The sequence below is a fragment of the Bacillus sp. sid0103 genome (assembly GCF_019219025.1).
This window is the reverse complement of the sequence record NZ_JAHUWN010000003.1, coordinates 75139-90205: the sequence shown is the minus strand read 5'-3', so window position 1 is coordinate 90205 and position 15067 is coordinate 75139. Positions and strand designations below refer to the sequence as shown.

Below are 15067 nucleotides of genomic sequence, written 5' to 3'. Positions count from 1 at the left end.
TTATGGCTTATATAGAGTATAATAAACTTATCTATCTTAGTAAGGAGATACCTATATGAGCATTAAACCAACAAAGTATAATTTTTTTCAACGATTTGGACGTGCTTTTAAGTTAAATATCACTAAACTACTCCGGTCTCCTGGTGGAGCTAAGAAAGTATCATTAGGATTCGCAATTGGCCTAGGCTTGGAAATGTTGGTTCTGTCAACAGGATCACTTATTTATATATTTTTTGTCCCGATTGTCCGTTTAGCGAAGGGCTCATTACCTGCATCCATTATTGGAAATGTGATTGGAAAATTAACGCTGCTGCCGGTTATTCTGTTACCTTTTGCAAAGAATCTCGGGAAATTTCTCTTTCCGATGAAGGTCCATTACGGGCGCCATTCGTCTTTTTCTTTTCAAAAGTTAATTCATGGTGATTTTCATACTCTCGTGAGTATCCTTCATGGAGGAATCCATACGTTAATAGGAATGACCATTTTTGGGTTAATCCTCGGTATTTGTTCATATTTCATTGTGTATCATTTTTATGAAAAAGAAAAAGCAAAAAGGTTAAAAAGAAGACGGAATAAACGTGAGGTTCCACTCAATTCAATCAACCAAACTTATATATAAATACTCCAGACAAGAAAACGTCTTCATAGTTTGCGTGACTATAGAAGGAGTTTTCTTTTTTTTTTACTCTAATAAAATAAAATGTTTTTCGTTAAATGAACATATTAATAATGGAGGTGAAATATGTGGAGATGCTAAATTCGAACCAAAAATTTGATTTACATACGCATCACGATCGCTGCGGCCATGCACGGGGGAAAATTCGTGATTATATTGAAGCGGCGATTGAAAGAGGATTACATGTTATTGGTATTGCCGATCATTCCCCGTACTTTAGCAGTGAGGTGGACCAGCTCCATCCCAAAATTGCCATGGCAAAAAGCATGTTTCCAGAATACGTTAAGGAGGTACTCCAGCTGAAACAAACCTATTGCGATAAAATTGACGTCCTTCTCGGGGTAGAGTCTGATTTCTTCCCGGAATCCGTCGAGATTTACCGTTCCTGTTTCGAGCCGTATCCTTTTGATTACATCATTGGTTCTGTTCATAACGTGGACGGAGTAAGTATTTTTAATAAAAACCGCTGGAACGGGTTAACGGAACAAGAAAAAATTAGAACAAAAGAAACATATTATTCGCTCATTGAGCAATCAGCGCGAAGTGGTATGTTTCAAATCTTGGGCCATATTGATGCCATGAAAGGGTTTTATCCAGCTTTTTCATCCATTCAAACCGCTGCAGTTGAAAATACCATTAAGGTGATAGGAGAACATGATATCGCGATTGAAATCAACACATCTGGAAAAACAAAAGACGTTGGCGGCTGGTATCCGTCCGATGAGATGTTAGAAATGGCCCTGCACTATGGTGTAAAGGTAACGTTGGGATCGGATGCCCATGATCCGCATCGAGTAGGGGACGAATTTGATCTCGTTCACCAGCGTCTCAAGGAAATTGGATTTAAGGAATGGGTTTATTTTAAAAACAAAGAGCGAGTGTTGGTAAGAATTTAGAATAATTACACACAGACTTACGAAAACTACCTGTAAAAAGGCGGTGTAACAATGGAAAAAGAAAAAAAGAATGTACCACAAGAATTTCAAAATACTGTTAATGACCATAAAAACAGTAAAGCCAAGGTTGCAGCTAATCTAGAAGATAATGATATTCAAACAGAGAGCGCGATGATCATAGGCGGCGGTGACCCAAATCTTTCTCCGGATGCAGGTAAACCGCTGCTCTAGTATAAATAACACCTTATCCCATTTATTTAGAAGTAAATGAATGGGATAAGGTGTTTTTGTGTTTTGTCCAATCCAGGAGCCTTTTTTAACATTCTTAAGTTATTTACATAAATTTATATATAGGCATGTAATTACACGAAAGTGAGGAGTGGGATAAGATGTTTTATGCACGGTTGGTTCACTTTAAATTAGGAGATGGACAAAGAGCGACGGCTGAACGAATAACTAATGAATTAGACAAAATCAGCAGAACCTTATCAGGCTTTAGAGGCAATGTTTATTTTTATGATGACGCAGTTTCAGAATATAGAGCATTAAACTATTGGGACACCAAAGAAGATGCGGAGCGGGCCAATCAAGTTTTGTTTCCAAAATTAGTGGGAAAGCTCCATGATCTAACAGATGAGCCCCCAACCTTTAAGTTTTTTGAAGTATATGACCCAGAGGAAGGTGGAGAGGTGTTAGCCTCACATATCAAGTGGGTATAAAGTTTTATACAGAGGCATCATATTTTTGATGCCTCGATAATTGCTTTGCTGTTGGAATGAATATTGTCTGGTTTTCATATTTCCCTTATTATGGTTAAGGAAACCTTAAACATCCTCTGGAGGAAAAAAAGTGAAATTTAAAAAAGGATTTAAAAGACTCGGACTTTTCCTGCTTTTCCTGATTGTTTTTATGTTCTTTAATAATAGTTCTCTATTAACAAAGGAACGTAAGGGCGAGCCATTCTTGCTGGCACACCGCGGCCTTGGTCAAACTTTTTCTATGAAAGGAATTAAGTGGGATACATGTACTGCGGAGCGAATTTATAAACCCGAACATCCCTATTTAGAAAACACGCTGGCCTCTATGGATGCTGCCTTTGCAGCGGGGGCTGATTTGGTCGAACTAGATATTAAACCAACAAAAGATGGTCAATTTGCTGTATTCCATGATGGGACGCTTGACTGCCGGACAAATGTGAAAGGTGAGACCAAAGTCTATACGATGGCAGAATTGAAAAAGGTCGATATTGGGTACGGCTATACGGCAGATAACGGTAAGACTTTCCCATTCCGAGGAAAAGGGGTGGGATTAATGCCTTCTTTAGATGAAGTGATGAAGCATTTCGCAAATAAACCATTGTTAATTCACATTAAAAACGCTGACCCTAGAGAGGGCACGATGCTTGCTCAATTTTTATCAAAACTACCGAAAAAAAGACTGGAACAGCTTACAGTCTATGGAGATGATCAACCGATCGAAGCTTTAAAGGAACAACTTCCAGAGATGCGCGTAATGTCGATGGCAACACTACAAAGCTGTTTGCTTCCTTATTTAGGTGTAGGGTGGACAGGCTATATGCCATCTGCATGTAAGAATACCCAATTACACATTCCTGAAAAATATGCTTCTTTGTTGTGGGGCTGGCCGAACAAATTTTTAACTCGGATGGATCATGTAAACACGAGAGTCATCGTGGTCGCAGGGGATGGAGGTTGGTCTGAAGGCTTTGATTCTGCTAATGACCTAAAACGACTTCCTGCTAACTTTACTGGCGGCATTTGGACCAATCGGATTGATCGAATTGCACCGTTAGTTAAGGGAGCTGGGCAAGAATAATTTCTGTCATGAGGGGTTCATACAGCCGTTTTTCGGCATGAACTCCTTATGAATCAATCTTACCCCTAAATCCGGATTACCCGCCCCTTAAACGCGTTTTTCCAATATCCTTTTGTCATGTCGGCCACTGCCACACCTGTTGAACTTTGAGAACCAATAAATTTTCCATCGCCAAGGTAGATACCGACATGTCCATCTTTTTTGTACGTATCAAAGAAGACTAGATCGCCTGGTTGAATGTTTTGGGGAGAAACCTGTCTGCCATCATCTTTTATGGTCGAAGTGGAGGTGCCGATTTCAATTCCTGCTTGTGAAAAGGCCCAGTGGACAAAGCCGGAGCAATCAAATCTTCCACGAGCAACATCATATTTATTCCTTCCTCCGCCAAACACATAAACCGAGTTACCAACATATTTATTTCCAGCGTTAATGACCGTTCTTATGTATTCACTATCGTTTTTAGAGGATCTAGTTATGTTTGTTTGACTCGTTTCCTTTTGATGCTGTTCCTTCAGCATTTCGAAATCATTTTCTTGTTTTTTTAGATTACCCTTTAATGTTTCTAGCTTTTTTTTCATAGTGGCAAGGTCGGTGAGCCTTTTTTTCCATGCTCTTTTTTTGTTTTCAAATTCCTGTTGCTGCGTTTCCAGCTGTTTAAGAAGATCTTGGTCTGCCTCCGCAATGGCAGCGACTGCTCCAACACGTTCCACAAAATTACTTAGACTTGTTGCCCCCAGAAGAAGATCGAGATAGGCAACATGCTTAACCGTTTGCTGATAGGAACGAGCACGTTCCTTTAAAACCGTTTTTCGTTTATCCAGACCCTTTTTTAAGCTGTTCATCTCTTTCTCAAGTTGCTTGACTTCAGTTTTTGCTTTTTTGCGATCAGATATAATCTTCTCAAAGTCTTGATTATTTGCTTGTATGGCTTGGGAAACCCGTTTTAATTGGCTATTGATGGTTAAAAAATTGCGCTGAAGTGATAATTGCTCATGTTGGGTTGTTTGAGGAGTTTGTTTGTCAGTTACCGATTCAGCCTGAACCTCATGTATGGAAATCCCAGCTGCTGTAAGCATGATGGCAAAACACACCATGGTAAGTATCTTTTTGATCACCTAACACCACTACTTTCTTTTTTAACTCTATTATTTTCTAAATGTTCGCACTATTTGATGTATAAAAATTGTAACAAAACATTCTATCAGTAGTGTTATCGGAGTATTACATTTAAATAACAAAGAGTAGTAGAAAAATAGGATAAAAAAACCGAAAGAATGAAACTTCTTTCGGTTTTAAACAGGACTTTTCCTTGATTGATGTTTAAATTGATACATCATTTGCTCTGAAATTGCAGTATAACCAGCAAAATTTGGATGGACACCATCCGGTGAAAGGTTTTGCAGATGGTTCCCATTAATGACTTTCGTGGTTTCAATGACAATCGACCCTGGGACTTTATTCGCAACTTCATATATATGAAGATTCCATTTTGGCAGCATTTTATCCGCTACTCCATACATCTGGTTATCAGGTGGTAATGGATTGTACAATTCTAAAAATACAATCGTAGCTTTGGGATTTAGATGGGTTATTTTCGCCGAAATGTCCAACAAATTTTTCGAAAAGGAAGTTTGGATTTGGTCATAGCTTTGAAGGACCGTCCGAATATCTTGGCCGTTTGCGATTCGAAGAATATCATTGCCGCCTACATTTATCGTGATAATGTCGGATTGCTTGATTGCTTCATCAAAGCGGCCTTCCTGAACCAAATTGTTTAATTCGTTACTAGTAATCCCGTTGATTCCTTCGTTTTGAGATACAATTTGTTTAGAAGTCTGTTCTGCCAATTGACTAGAAAATAGACTGACAAAATTCTCATTCTTCCCTGCACCCACTCCGCGAATGATAGAATCCCCAATCGCCAAATGGTGAAGTTGAGACGTTTTGGCATTTCGATAATAATTGAGATAAGAGGTTTGGTCAGCGTTCTTGCTCACCGCAACCGTGTGTTTTTTCATTTGGTGTATTTGGTACTGAGGATAATAAATCCACGCCGTAATACCAAGGCCGATGAGCAATACAAAAACACATAGATATTTTACTATTTTCATACCATCACTCCTTGAATATTCTATTATAACAAGAAAACAAGTGAATATTAGTAGGAGGTGATTTCCAGTTTACTAGAGAAAGGAGGGAGGTTTATTTTGAATGCTGTTGAAAAGTGGAAGAAGAAAGTGGATTAATTGGTGCAAGGAATATCGATGAAACCCTCTTCTGGGGTGTAGATGCGTCCATCGTCGTAGACCGGCGTGGAACGGGTGACATTGTCACATCATGCGGCGGATACCAACGTTTTTGTCATGAGAATTACGGAAGCTTTTTTGAAGAAGCAGCCGAACAGGTCGGATTGCAAGGCTGGAAAGCCACAATCGGCGGCAGCAGTGATACGAGAATCTGGGCTGAACATGGCATTCAAAGTGTTAATCTCTCAGCTGGTTTCATGAATGAACATACCTCATTAGAAACACTTGATGTTGAAGCATGTTATAACACCGTTTCCTTACTCAATAAGGTGTTTAATGAGACTAGAAATTTACAAAGGGCGTTGCAGCAGATTAGTATAGTAGAAAGTGTTAGGAGTGAGGTTAGGTGAATAAACAGCTAGTTTTTGTCTATGGAACATTAAGAAAGAACCAAAGAAATCATCACTTTTTAAGGAATGCTTCTTGTATCGTAAGGGAGTGTTGGACCGTGGGGGAGCTATATGATTCAAACCTAGGTTATCCCTTTTTAGTCACAGTTTTGAGCGGGAGAGTGTCCGGTGAACTTTACCAGGTTGACGATATCCAACTCGAGTCACTAGACCATCTTGAAGGATATACGGGCTCAGCGGAAACGAACTACTATGACCGAATTGAGCAGCTTGTTAAAACAGATTTAGGGAGTTTTCGCGCTTTGGTCTATGTATTGCCAAGTGGAAAACAAACAGGAAACATGGAGCGAATTGAGAGCGGAGACTGGTGTATGTATCTAGGCCAATGCTAATGAAAAAAGAGCTGCCGGAGACATCCTCGGCAGCTTTATTCAATTATCTAAACATCCTGTTAACGGAATTGGTAAAGTCGTCCCATAGGTCAACTCTTGTTCCAGTCCGAATATCATTGGAATAATTGGTCATTTGACCGAAAGTATTGGTATCGTAAGAAATATAGACATTGTCAATACTGCGATCAGCTGCACGGACTTGATTTATAATTTTCTGATTCAGTGCATTGGTCCCACGTGCATTAAGATCATTGGCACGATTAATACGAGCATTTGTTCTTGTTCCAGTCGTTCCAGTAATGGTAGCGTTTGTACGATTACCAGTATTTGCATTCAAATTGGCATCGCCATTGGTACCAGTCGTGCCAGAATTATAACCATTTCCATAAGTGGCATTCATATTTGGACCCGTTCCCGTTGAAGCGCCTCGGGCCCGCGTCCCATTTTGAGTACCTTCTAATCGTACGGCTACATATGCATCATTATCACGAATGATGACATTTGCTTGATCTACTTCATTTAAACTTTCCACATTCCTAATCGCACGGGCAGAAACCCGTAAATTTTGATTAGAAACATTCCTTACATTCACACCATTAATGGTATTGTTTCTAACATTGTTGACACCCAAATTGTTTTTATTATCATTGGCCGCATTATTATTGTTGTTTGCACAGCCAGTTAATCCAAATAATGAAGTTGCTAAAACAAACGTCACCCAGCTTTTTCTCACCACAAATCATCACTCCTTTAAAAAGTCTTACATACTTATCGTGACCTGTTTAAGTGAATGTATTCGAGGGGAAGTGCAGGTAAAATTTGAAGGGAATTTGGTATTGTAGCTGAATGTGTTTAATTTACTGGGATAGCGAGGGTTTAGATATTACGGGAAGAAAAAATGGGCTTATGTTACCGAGAGGGCTGTCATCCAGGGCTTACGGTAACATAAAAGGTCGTTATGTTACCGAGAGGACTGTTATTCAGGGCTTACGGTAACATAAAAGGTCGTTATATTACCGAGAGGGCTGTCATCCAGTGCTTACGGTAAGATAGAAGGCGCTTAAGTTACCGAGAGGGCTGTTAAACAGAGATAACGGTAAGATAAAGGTCGCTAATCTTACCGTTATCTCATTTGATTCATCAAGATGGTCAAATAAACTTAAAATACCGTTTCCCCAATGAGCAGCACTTTCAATTGTTCCTTAGGTAGTTGCTGCTTTTCCCATTCTCGGAGTAGACGATCTAATGCTTCCGGCCCGGTGTCATCGGCTAGCCGATAGGTGCCATAATGCATGGGGACGAAGTTTTTTGCTTTTAATTCGATGAAGGCTTTCACACTGTCTTCTGGTGAGATATGAGCAGGGGACATGAACCATTCCGGCTCAAAGGCGCCAATTGGCATAAACACCGTATCAATGGTCTCAAAACGCTCAGCTATTTGTTTAAAGCCACTAAAATATCCGGTATCTCCGACAAAGTATAGTGTTTCTTGGGACGTACTAAAAATCCACCCACCCCAATGGGAAGTGTTCATATCAGTCAGTGATCTTCTGGTCCAATGTTGTGCAGGAACAAAATGAATCGTAATTCCTTCATGTTCAACACTTTCCCACCAATTTAATTCACGTACCTTCTGATAGCCCTTTCGGTTAAAAACAGACTTCAAACCAGCAGGGACAAAGTATTGCGGGTTTCCTTTTAATTTTTTTAAAGTAGGGAAGTCCAAATGGTCGTAATGACCATGGGATATAACGACAACATTAATCTCTGGCAGCTCTGCTAATGAGATGCCTGGTTCAGTTAATCTTTTTTCCAGCCCCATCCGCCTAGCCCAAACTGGGTCTGTAAGTATATTCAATCCATTCAGTTGGATCAAAAAGGTGGAATGACCAACCCATGTATAGGACGTCAGGCTTTTGTTTTCCAGTAATTCGCTTACTTTCTTGGAAGGAAATTGTTCAATGTTAACCGATAAATCTTTCACTTTCTTTTTTCGTTCTTTCTGCCATTTCCGTAAGTCTTTAAAGGATTTGTAGCTGGTCACATTATCTAAATTAGTATATATTTTCATTTTTACTCACCATAATTTTCAATGAACTTTTAAATAAACCACTTAACTGCAGAGAACGTATGTAATTTAACAATCGGAATCAATGTATTTTACAATTTTTTCGCAAATTTCGTGAGTAATCAGGGAATCATCAATTGAAGGATTTGGAATCGTATTTGTTTGAATACAGTTAATGAAATGATCTATAAGTTGATAAAAGCCCCTTTTATAAAGGGTTGGCTCCCAATCCCCAAATTTGGAAATACGTATTTCTTTATTATGGAAGTGAGTGGTTTCAACCAGGCTGTTGACGACATATTTATGGTGTCCGGTCATATATTCAATGATTTCCTCTGTTACTCCGCCATTTCTGTTCATGACCCCGATTGCAGTACATCCTTCGCCAAGCAACTGAATGACCAAATGGTCCAGCATTTTCCCATTCCTTAGGTATTCAACCTTAATATCTGTAACCTTGGTATCCATCAAAAATCTAAGCGTATCGACCACATGGATAAAATCCTCGACCACAAATCTTCTAATATAATCCGGGGCTGCAAAGCGATTCTTTTGCATGATAATCAAGTTTGCTTTCCCGTGATCCTTAAGTTCTTTTACTTTGGGGATAAATCGTCTATTAAAACCTACCATCGCAATCTTGCCGCTTTCTTTGGCGAGATTCACAATTCGTTGGGTTTCATGAAAGTTCATGGAAATGGGTTTGTCTATATACACGTTGATCCCACTTCTTAGTAACTTTTCTGCTATTTCAAAATGTGCTTCTGTCGCCGTACTGACTATGGCTGCATCAATCTCTTTTTTGATTAAATCCTTCACCGTTTGAGCCTTTTCTTCAATTCGATACTTTTTTGTTAAGATGTCAAGAGTTTCCTCATTTCTTGTACAAAGCACTAATTGAATATCCTCTTTTTCAGCAAGAACGGGTAAGTAGGCTTTTTTAGCAATATCACCCAATCCAATGACACCAATTTTCATATTAATCCTCCATTACCATATAAGGTCTAAATTGCTGAATAGTTAAGAACAGAATATCATGCTTTATGGCATTTATAAAAAATTTTAAATCAAACAGTTTTTTTTAGTATAGGTGAGCACTTCGTTTTTTCATTCAGAATCATTTTGTAGAGCCAAGTAAATAATACCTTTATCGCACATTACAAAATATATGGTATAGGAGTACAAGATCAATGGAGAAAAAGCGCAAAGGATTGTCCGCTTGGCAGCTTACATTGATGGCTTTAGGGAGTGTAATTGGAGGGTCCTTTTTTCTAGGATCATCAGTTGCCATTCATGCAGCAGGGCCGTCCATTTTACTTTCCTATATTTTATCGGGGGGATTGGTTTATCTAATTCTTTATGCCTTATCTGAAATGACAGTAGCAAATCCAACGACAGGGTCTTTTAGTACTTTTGCAGCTCGAGAACTTGGGGAGGGGACAGGCTTTGTAGTTGGTTGGCTGTACTGGACGGGGACAGTTCTATCGATGTCCAGTGAAGCAACAGCTATTTCCATCTTAATCCGTGAGTGGTTTCCAAATGTATCAATTGGTTTACTGGGAAGTTCGATCATCATAGGTGTAACATTGCTAAACCTATTAGGCGCTGATAAGATTGGCAAACTGGCAAGTGGTCTTTCAGGAATAAAAATATTCGCGATTATTTTTTTCATTATCACTGCAATCGTATTAATCCTAGGTGTGCTTCCAGGAACTTCGGCCATTGGCGCTGGGGAGCTGAGGACTGAGCCAATTATGCCCGGTGGAATAAAGGGAATTGCGGGCAGTATGCTGCTGGTGATTTTTGCCTATGCAGGTTTTGAAATTATTGGGCTTGCTGCCACTGAAGCGGAAAATCCACGTGATACCATTCCTAAAGCGATTCGATATACAGTGTTCTCTCTTGTTGGTTTGTATATCCTTTATGCGGCAGTACTTTTACCACTTATTCCGACAGCTACTCTGAATGAAAACGTAAGTCCCATGGTAGCTTCCCTAGAAAGATGGGGGATTGGCTGGGCAGGCAGAGCAATAAATATTGTGTTAATTTCTGCTATCCTTTCAGCTATGTTGGCCTGTATTTTCGGTCTGGGGAGAATGATCAGGTCTCTTGGTGACGAAGGTCATGCCCCGAATGTGCTGAGGGATAAGAGCGATGTACCGTATCGCGGGATTTTATTTTCCGGATTTGCGATGCTTGTTGGCCTCGGATTTGGCCTCTTGTTTCCTCGAGTGTACTTGGTGCTGATTACGACCGGTGGCTTCGCATTAATTTTTACTTACGCTGTCATTATGGCTAGTCATATCCGCTTTCGCAAACGGAACGGATGTCCTCCCGAAGGTATATGCCAAATGCGAGGCTACCCGTACACGTCTTGGATTGCATTAATTAGCATGATTATCGTGCTTGTATGTATGCCGTTTATTCCCGGGCAGGGGGTAGGTTTGGTAGCCGGAATCGTAATGGTTGTGTTATATGCCTCCATTTATTATGTTATGAGACTTTACACCCGTTCCAAAGCAGTAAATTCACTAAGAAAGGGTAATCTAATTATGACAAAGCAACCCAATTTATTAACCGAATTTGCGGAGGAAATGAACTTGAAAGAGAAGTCGTCACAATATCCACGCGAATCACAGCTAAAAAAGGATAATGATGATATGTTTGAGAAAGAAGAAAGAGAACGAGAACACTATGATGGATGACGAATAGATAAATGCGATGCTTCTACTTCAGTAGCATCGCATTTACTTTTTTAAAATAACACTTATACGCTCAGAATAGTTTTTAATGTCGGAATTTGTTGACCGAAATCATTTCTTTGTATCCGTTTTCATTTGATAAAATCAGTTTATTGTTGTGAAGCTTTAGTGAAAAATGGTGAATCAAGATGTTTCTGTTTATCAAGTAGTTATTTTAAATTGAATAGTATAAGGATGATGAGTTTTATGAAAATCAAGGGTAGGCTGAGTGCGTTCTCCATTGTTTTAATGATTAATTTACTGTATATGCTTTATTATTATAGTAGAGATAGCTACATTAGCTGGATTGAGTATTTAGGTTTACCAATCCTGTTAACGCTCGCATGGTGGTTTGGGAAGCAATATGATATTGCAAAGTTTTATTCAGAGAAAGATGCGCTCACGGGCATTTATAATAGAAGATGTGTTGAAGCATTTGTTTCTAAAATGGAATCAAAAACGAAACAGAAAAAGCAAGATTTCACTCTTCTTCTCCTTGATGTCAATGATTTTAAAGTCATAAATGATTTATTTGGACACAAAGTCGGCGATCAGTACATAAAGAATATAGCTCATCAATTGGAAAAAAGTATAAGGGATAAGGATATCGTGGCCAGATGGGGTGGGGACGAATTTTTGATCATTTCACCAGGTGTAAAGCGGAATGAAAGTCTGGTTGAGATGTTGGAAGAAATACATAAAAATCTAAAAAGTATCTCACCTAATGAGTTAGAAATAGGTGTTTCGATCGGTACTGCTTGTTATCCAAGTGAGGGAAAATCGTTTGATGAATTAATAAAAATTGCAGATAAAAAAATGTATCATATTAAATCTCTAAAAAAACAAAACGTCTATCCACAAAAACAAACGGCTAATTAAAGGTCAACTGGAATATGTTGATATTTTGACACATGGATTTGTTTATTTCTATGCTACTCTTAAGATACATACGAATTCCATGGAGGTCTTTTAATGAGCTGCGGTTGTACAATAAATTTTAAAGATGGAAAAGACATTGTTGATCATGTCAAAAGTAAAGGGAAAGAAAACTTTTCACTTTCAGTTGCGCACGAAATTAGCTGCGAGTGTGGGGAATCATTCAGATTAGAAACAGTGATTATGAATTGCCCAAATTGCGAAATGACATATGCGGTAACGCCATGTGGATCAGGTGATAGTAACAATATTAGGCTTGCTGGGATTAAGTACGCATAGAGGAAAAAGCTACCATCAATTGGTAGCTTTTTTATTAGGCTAAATATAACACAGCCTTTTTTAGGATCATAGTAAAAAACTAATTCCTTTTAACTAGGATCGTTTTCATCCAAAGATAATACAGTCACACTTGTTGATTCTCCATTTTCAATTTCTTCTTGAGTGGCCTCTCTATTTAATTCATCCTCTGTATTCGTACCTTCCGCAATAGTCGGTTCAGCTTTTGAATATGTATTTTTTTTCATGTAGAATAGCTCCTTTCGATTGTTTTTGATTGGAATAATCCCAAGGTTATTGTTTGCAAAAAAACAAAATTTATAAAAGTAGGATGTCCAAAGTTTAATAAATAAAGAAAAGCACCCATAGAGTGCTTTCCTAATATAACTACTTACTGAACAATCCTTTTACGCCTTTATAAATTAAGACGAGTGAGAAGACAAGAACAGTTAGTATGCCAATGATATCAGTAACTGGGGAAACGCTTTCAAGAAATGAATCAGCCAAAGGAACTCTAATAAGTGCAAAACCAGATAAAATCGAGACAAAAAACAATAAAATTCGATTATCCATTGGTTCACCCTCCTTCCTATGTGATTGATAAAATATATGTCAATATCGTTACAAATATGTCATTTATGTAAGATAAATAATAGGAGGATAAAATCAAAATAGGTTTGGGTTTTTACGGAAAGGCTTTATAAAGTTTCGCAGGGGTATTAATGGGGAAACAAAACCTACCATGTATTTTTTTATATGCATAGCAGATATTAAAGTAAAAAGTGTTATTTGGGGATTGCAATCCTATCTATAAAAGTGGGCTACTTCTCTAAACTTATATAAAAGCATAAATAATTGGGATAAAGACAAACTAAACTACAATGCAGATTATGTATCCTTTTTAGGAGTTGGATAATAACATGGTATTTGTTTGGGCCCTCATTATTTTACTTTTAGTAACAATGATATTTATGCCAAAGAGGTTAACTTTAAAAGAAAACATTATTATTATCCCAACTGTAGGTTACTTTGCCTGGATTAGCCATATTATTATAGGCATTTGTTAGATTTCCATGACTTTGGACCCGCGAAGGATGTTGGAATTACCGATTGGGCCCTTGTCACGTTTGTTCCATCTTTCATAGCAGTTGTTTTTTTAAACTTTAAGAAAACTAATAAACTGCTGGTTTATGCATTGGTATGGACAGTTATAACTGCGGTGATTGAATTTGTATTTACGAAATCAGGATATATGAAATATCGTGGCTGGAGTATGTGGTATTCGATCCCTATATACTTCCTAGCCTACCTAATATTGACTTGGTATTACAAACTAATAGTTAAAAAATAATTTAAACTTTTAGTATTTGACAAGATTATAAAGAATTTTTTAATGGAGTTGAACCTCAATGGCACACCATAACCCCAAGATAACATCGGCTGAAATATCAATGTTATGGAGTACATACGTTGGTGATTCAATGGCTATTTGTATTCTTACTCATTTTTTACAAACTACCGAGGATCAAGACATTAAACCGATTCTCGAATTCGCTCTGAATTCTGCGCATGACCATATCCATCAAATATCAGAATTATTTACATTAGAAAGGATTCCTCTTCCGAACGGCTTTGGAAAACAGGATGTAAACCTACAGGCAAAAAAACTCTTTTCGGATGTAACCTATATGCGCTACCTCCATCATATGGGGCGAACGGGATTGAATACATATAGCTTGGCTAAATCAATTTCTTCAAGAGAAGATGTTCGTAACTTATTCAAGCTGTTTTATGACCAAACGGAAACGCTATATGACAGAAATACAAAAATGATGCAGGAAAAAGGCGTGTTTATCCGTTCTCCGTACCTTTCCTATCCAGAAAAAGTGGAATATATTACGGATAAATCCTTTCTTGGAGGTCTAATAGGTCACCGTCGTCCTTTGCTTTCAATAGAAGTTGCCCATAGTGGCATAAACATTGAGGTGGCAAATGTAGGTAAAACGATGCTTTTAGGATTTAGTCAAGTAGCACAGTCAAAAAAAATAAGTGACTATTTAAAAGAAGGTTATGATCTTGGGAAGAAAATGGTGGAAGATTTTATGATAAAATTAAAAGAGGATGACAACTCTTATCCTTCTACATGGGATTCAACTATTACAAATAGTACGGAAGCACCATTCTCAGATAAATTGATGTTATTTCATACGAATGCACAAAGTGCTATTGGTATTGGGGACTTCGGTCTTGCCATTGCCGCCTCACTGCGTAAAGATTTAGCTCTACTATATGAAAAATACCTTCTAAAGGTGGCTGCATATGCAGAAGAAGGAGCAAAAATTATGATTGATCATGGATGGTTTGAAAAACCACCTCAATCAATAGACAGGGAAGCAATTCGAAATCAAAATAAATAAGTGTAATAAGATTGATGTCACTTGAACAAAACACTGTTAAAGAAGGATTATTTTACTTAAGTCAAAATAATCCTTCTTTTTTCATGCCCTCATTAAAATGCAACTCATTTTAAAATTTTTCTAAGAGTGTTATTAAAAATCACCTACATATTGACACGTTAACTAAAAATATG

18 protein-coding genes are annotated in these 15067 nt (G+C 38.0%); 11 read left to right on the top strand and 7 right to left on the bottom strand.

What is annotated here, in order from left to right; genetic code table 11:
- Positions 1-55: 55 nt before the first annotated feature.
- The 5 genes from KW850_RS04435 (at position 56) to KW850_RS04415 (ending at position 3408) form a co-directional block, all read left to right on the top strand.
- Positions 56-619, top strand: coding sequence for a DUF2062 domain-containing protein (locus KW850_RS04435; protein ID WP_218346364.1), 564 nt, complete (start codon positions 56-58; stop codon positions 617-619).
- Positions 620-750: 131 nt separating this feature from the next.
- Entirely contained in the window at positions 751-1572 is an 822-nt protein-coding gene (locus KW850_RS04430; RefSeq protein ID WP_218346603.1) for a histidinol-phosphatase, read from the top strand.
- A 51-nt stretch (positions 1573-1623) separates the two neighbouring features.
- Complete coding sequence (locus KW850_RS04425) at positions 1624-1803, top strand: hypothetical protein (protein ID WP_218346363.1); 180 nt, start codon at positions 1624-1626, stop codon at positions 1801-1803.
- Between the two features lie 158 nt (positions 1804-1961).
- Positions 1962-2291 carry a hypothetical protein gene (locus KW850_RS04420; protein ID WP_218346362.1) on the top strand — a complete coding sequence of 110 codons (330 nt, stop codon included), beginning with the start codon at positions 1962-1964 and terminating at the stop codon, positions 2289-2291.
- Positions 2292-2421: 130 nt separating this feature from the next.
- Entirely contained in the window at positions 2422-3408 is a 987-nt protein-coding gene (locus KW850_RS04415; protein WP_308128752.1) for a glycerophosphodiester phosphodiesterase family protein, read from the top strand.
- Positions 3409-3473: 65 nt separating this feature from the next.
- Here the strand turns inward: KW850_RS04415 and KW850_RS04410 are convergent, their stop codons facing one another.
- Both KW850_RS04410 and KW850_RS04405 read right to left on the bottom strand, forming a co-directional pair.
- A complete protein-coding gene (locus KW850_RS04410; RefSeq protein ID WP_308128751.1) occupies positions 3474-4523 on the bottom strand; it encodes a C40 family peptidase in 1050 nt (349 codons plus the stop codon).
- A 177-nt stretch (positions 4524-4700) separates the two neighbouring features.
- Positions 4701-5519 (bottom strand): GDSL-type esterase/lipase family protein, encoded by an 819-nt coding sequence (locus KW850_RS04405; protein WP_218346361.1) that lies wholly within the window; start codon positions 5517-5519, stop codon positions 4701-4703.
- Between the two features lie 113 nt (positions 5520-5632).
- Here KW850_RS04405 and KW850_RS04400 point away from each other — a divergent pair, with 113 nt between their 5' ends.
- Entirely contained in the window at positions 5633-6064 is a 432-nt protein-coding gene (locus KW850_RS04400; protein ID WP_218346360.1) for a hypothetical protein, read from the top strand.
- A complete protein-coding gene (locus KW850_RS04395; protein WP_218346359.1) occupies positions 6061-6456 on the top strand; it encodes a gamma-glutamylcyclotransferase family protein in 396 nt (131 codons plus the stop codon). The genes KW850_RS04400 and KW850_RS04395 overlap by 4 nt, the downstream gene beginning before the upstream one ends.
- A 43-nt stretch (positions 6457-6499) precedes the next feature.
- Here the strand turns inward: KW850_RS04395 and KW850_RS33995 are convergent, their stop codons facing one another.
- The 3 genes from KW850_RS33995 to KW850_RS04380 form a co-directional block, all read right to left on the bottom strand.
- A complete protein-coding gene (locus KW850_RS33995; protein WP_218346358.1) occupies positions 6500-7192 on the bottom strand; it encodes a YhcN/YlaJ family sporulation lipoprotein in 693 nt (230 codons plus the stop codon).
- 423 nt (positions 7193-7615) lie between these two features.
- Entirely contained in the window at positions 7616-8527 is a 912-nt protein-coding gene (locus KW850_RS04385) for an MBL fold metallo-hydrolase (protein WP_218346357.1), read from the bottom strand.
- A gap of 66 nt (positions 8528-8593) precedes the next feature.
- On the bottom strand, positions 8594-9502 hold the full coding sequence (locus KW850_RS04380; RefSeq protein ID WP_218346356.1) for a Gfo/Idh/MocA family protein: 909 nt from the start codon (positions 9500-9502) through the stop codon (positions 8594-8596).
- A gap of 212 nt (positions 9503-9714) precedes the next feature.
- On the opposite strand from KW850_RS04380, the gene KW850_RS04375 reads away from it, so the two are divergent.
- From KW850_RS04375 to KW850_RS04365, 3 genes are all read left to right on the top strand, one after another.
- Complete coding sequence (locus tag KW850_RS04375; protein ID WP_218346355.1) at positions 9715-11229, top strand: amino acid permease; 1515 nt, start codon at positions 9715-9717, stop codon at positions 11227-11229.
- Positions 11230-11472: 243 nt separating this feature from the next.
- Complete coding sequence (locus KW850_RS04370; protein WP_218346354.1) at positions 11473-12144, top strand: GGDEF domain-containing protein; 672 nt, start codon at positions 11473-11475, stop codon at positions 12142-12144.
- A 93-nt stretch (positions 12145-12237) separates the two neighbouring features.
- Positions 12238-12480, top strand: a complete 243-nt coding sequence (locus KW850_RS04365) for a hypothetical protein (RefSeq protein WP_218346353.1) — start codon at positions 12238-12240, stop codon at positions 12478-12480.
- Positions 12481-12569: 89 nt separating this feature from the next.
- On the opposite strand, the gene KW850_RS04360 is transcribed toward KW850_RS04365, so the two are convergent.
- Both KW850_RS04360 and KW850_RS04355 read right to left on the bottom strand, forming a co-directional pair.
- Complete coding sequence (locus tag KW850_RS04360; RefSeq protein ID WP_218346352.1) at positions 12570-12725, bottom strand: hypothetical protein; 156 nt, start codon at positions 12723-12725, stop codon at positions 12570-12572.
- A gap of 139 nt (positions 12726-12864) precedes the next feature.
- A complete protein-coding gene (locus tag KW850_RS04355; protein WP_144549708.1) occupies positions 12865-13050 on the bottom strand; it encodes a hypothetical protein in 186 nt (61 codons plus the stop codon).
- Between the two features lie 836 nt (positions 13051-13886).
- On the opposite strand from KW850_RS04355, the gene KW850_RS04350 reads away from it, so the two are divergent.
- Positions 13887-14894: a DUF3231 family protein gene (locus KW850_RS04350; RefSeq protein ID WP_218346351.1), complete on the top strand. Its 1008-nt coding sequence runs from the start codon at positions 13887-13889 to the stop codon at positions 14892-14894.
- The last annotated feature ends 173 nt before the right edge of the window (positions 14895-15067 follow it).